Source organism: Ureibacillus suwonensis (assembly GCF_042655065.1).
GTDB lineage: Bacteria > Bacillota > Bacilli > Bacillales_A > Planococcaceae > Ureibacillus > Ureibacillus suwonensis.
In genome coordinates, this window is sequence record NZ_JBHSNQ010000128.1 from 1 (window position 1) to 1,984 (window position 1,984).

15 tRNA genes and 2 rRNA genes are annotated in these 1,984 nt (G+C 48.3%); all 17 read left to right on the forward strand.

Annotated elements, in window-relative coordinates:
* Positions 1-85: ribosomal RNA gene (locus ACFPOH_RS11080) — 23S ribosomal RNA — on the forward strand; the annotation flags it as partial.
* A gap of 131 nt (positions 86-216) precedes the next feature.
* Positions 217-332, forward strand: a 5S ribosomal RNA gene (gene rrf / locus ACFPOH_RS11085).
* Positions 333-348: 16 nt separating this feature from the next.
* Positions 349-423, forward strand: a tRNA-Asn gene (locus ACFPOH_RS11090).
* Positions 424-431: 8 nt separating this feature from the next.
* A tRNA-Ser gene (locus tag ACFPOH_RS11095) sits at positions 432-524 on the forward strand.
* Positions 525-536: 12 nt separating this feature from the next.
* A tRNA-Glu gene (locus ACFPOH_RS11100) sits at positions 537-611 on the forward strand.
* A 4-nt stretch (positions 612-615) separates the two neighbouring features.
* Positions 616-691: transfer RNA gene (locus ACFPOH_RS11105), tRNA-Val, on the forward strand.
* Between the two features lie 16 nt (positions 692-707).
* Positions 708-784 (forward strand) — tRNA-Met (locus tag ACFPOH_RS11110).
* Positions 785-790: 6 nt separating this feature from the next.
* Positions 791-866 (forward strand) — tRNA-Asp (locus ACFPOH_RS11115).
* A gap of 12 nt (positions 867-878) precedes the next feature.
* Positions 879-954, forward strand: a tRNA-Phe gene (locus tag ACFPOH_RS11120).
* 14 nt (positions 955-968) lie between these two features.
* Positions 969-1,044 (forward strand) — tRNA-Thr (locus tag ACFPOH_RS11125).
* Positions 1,045-1,051: 7 nt separating this feature from the next.
* Positions 1,052-1,136 (forward strand) — tRNA-Tyr (locus ACFPOH_RS11130).
* A gap of 11 nt (positions 1,137-1,147) precedes the next feature.
* Positions 1,148-1,221 (forward strand) — tRNA-Trp (locus ACFPOH_RS11135).
* A 17-nt stretch (positions 1,222-1,238) separates the two neighbouring features.
* A tRNA-His gene (locus tag ACFPOH_RS11140) sits at positions 1,239-1,314 on the forward strand.
* Positions 1,315-1,400: 86 nt separating this feature from the next.
* Positions 1,401-1,475: transfer RNA gene (locus tag ACFPOH_RS11145), tRNA-Gln, on the forward strand.
* A gap of 8 nt (positions 1,476-1,483) precedes the next feature.
* A tRNA-Gly gene (locus ACFPOH_RS11150) sits at positions 1,484-1,558 on the forward strand.
* A 5-nt stretch (positions 1,559-1,563) separates the two neighbouring features.
* A tRNA-Cys gene (locus ACFPOH_RS11155) sits at positions 1,564-1,637 on the forward strand.
* A 24-nt stretch (positions 1,638-1,661) separates the two neighbouring features.
* Positions 1,662-1,744, forward strand: a tRNA-Leu gene (locus ACFPOH_RS11160).
* The last annotated feature ends 240 nt before the right edge of the window (positions 1,745-1,984 follow it).

Consider the following 1,984-nt stretch of genomic DNA (forward strand, 5'->3'; position numbering starts at 1 on the left):
AAAGACGATGAGGTAGATAGGTCCGAGGTGGAAGCACGGTGACGTGTGGAGCTGACGGATACTAATCGATCGAGGACTTAACCAAAAGAAAAGCTTTCAATGCCGTTATCCAGTTTTGAGAGAACAACCTCTCAACTACTAAAAAAATTCAAATAAATACTTGACAAATAAACGAAATATGATATAATAATATTTGTCTTTCGGTGAGAAAACAAGCCTAGTGATGATAGCAAAGAGGTCACACCCGTTCCCATACCGAACACGGAAGTTAAGCTCTTTAGCGCCGATGGTAGTTGGGGGCTTCCCCCTGCGAGAGTAGGACGTCGCTGGGCTTGAAAATAGAATCATTCCGAAGTAGCTCAGTGGTAGAGCAATCGGCTGTTAACCGATTGGTCGTAGGTTCGAATCCTACCTTCGGAGCCATGCTTCTTGGAGAGTTGTCCGAGTGGCTGAAGGAGCACGATTGGAAATCGTGTAGACGGGGATAACCTGTCTCAAGGGTTCAAATCCCTTACTCTCCGCCATTATTAAGGATTGGCCCCTTGGTCAAGTGGTTAAGACACCGCCCTTTCACGGCGGTAACACGGGTTCGAATCCCGTAGGGGTCACCAATATGGAGGATTAGCTCAGCTGGGAGAGCATCTGCCTTACAAGCAGAGGGTCGGCGGTTCGATCCCGTCATCCTCCACCATAAAAATACTTATTATCGCGGGGTAGAGCAGTCTGGTAGCTCGTCGGGCTCATAACCCGGAGGTCGCAGGTTCAAATCCTGCCCCCGCAACCAAAGAGTGGTCCCGTGGTGTAGTGGTTAACATGCCTGCCTGTCACGCAGGAGATCGCGGGTTCGAGTCCCGTCGGGACCGCCATTAAAAAATAGTGGGTCGGTAGCTCAGTCGGTAGAGCAGAGGACTGAAAATCCTCGTGTCGGCGGTTCGATTCCGCCCCAACCCACCATTTTGAAAATAAATGCCGGCGTAGCTCAACTGGTAGAGCAACTGACTTGTAATCAGTAGGTTGAGGGTTCGATTCCTTTCGCCGGCACCATACTTTCGGAGGGGTAGCGAAGTGGCTAAACGCGACGGACTGTAAATCCGTTCCCTTTGGGTTCGGCGGTTCGAATCCGCCCCCCTCCACCATCTGATATTACAGGGGCATAGTTTAATGGTAGAACAAAGGTCTCCAAAACCTTCAGTGTGGGTTCGATTCCTACTGCCCCTGCCAATGAACCAGACATGATGGCGACTGTGGCGAAGTGGTTAACGCACCGGATTGTGGCTCCGGCATTCGTGGGTTCGATTCCCATCAGTCGCCCCATAAAAACTGAAAATGGATTCGAAAATAAAAAAGGATTCCATTAGGTTTCCACCAATATAGAATATAAGGATTTTATATGATATAATTGGGGTATAGCCAAGTGGTAAGGCAACGGATTTTGATTCCGTCATGCCCAGGTTCGAATCCTGGTACCCCAGCCATCAAGTATGCGGAAGTAGTTCAGTGGTAGAACACCACCTTGCCAAGGTGGGGGTCGCGGGTTCGAGTCCCGTCTTCCGCTCCAGTGTTGGCGGCTTAGCCAAGTGGTAAGGCACGGGTCTGCAACACCCTTATCACCGGTTCGAATCCGGTAGCCGCCTCCAAATGAGACAAAAAGATAATATTACGCCGATGTGGCGGAATTGGCAGACGCGCACGACTCAAAATCGTGTTCCCAAAAGGAGTGTGGGTTCGACTCCCACCATCGGCATCCATGATTAAAGTAAGTTCCAAAAAAACGTTTCCTGATAATTTGGGAAACGTTTTTTTGTTATACGGAATAAGATTTATAGGCTCTATAATATGGTTCTTTGTCAGTAAGCCGTAAGCCCGAAATCAAACAACGCCTATAAATCAATGACACCTCCCTGTAAGATGAAAGTAACAATTACAGAGGAGGTGTTCTTTTTTTGACAACGGAAAAACTCAATATCGTGCCTGTAAAATTAGA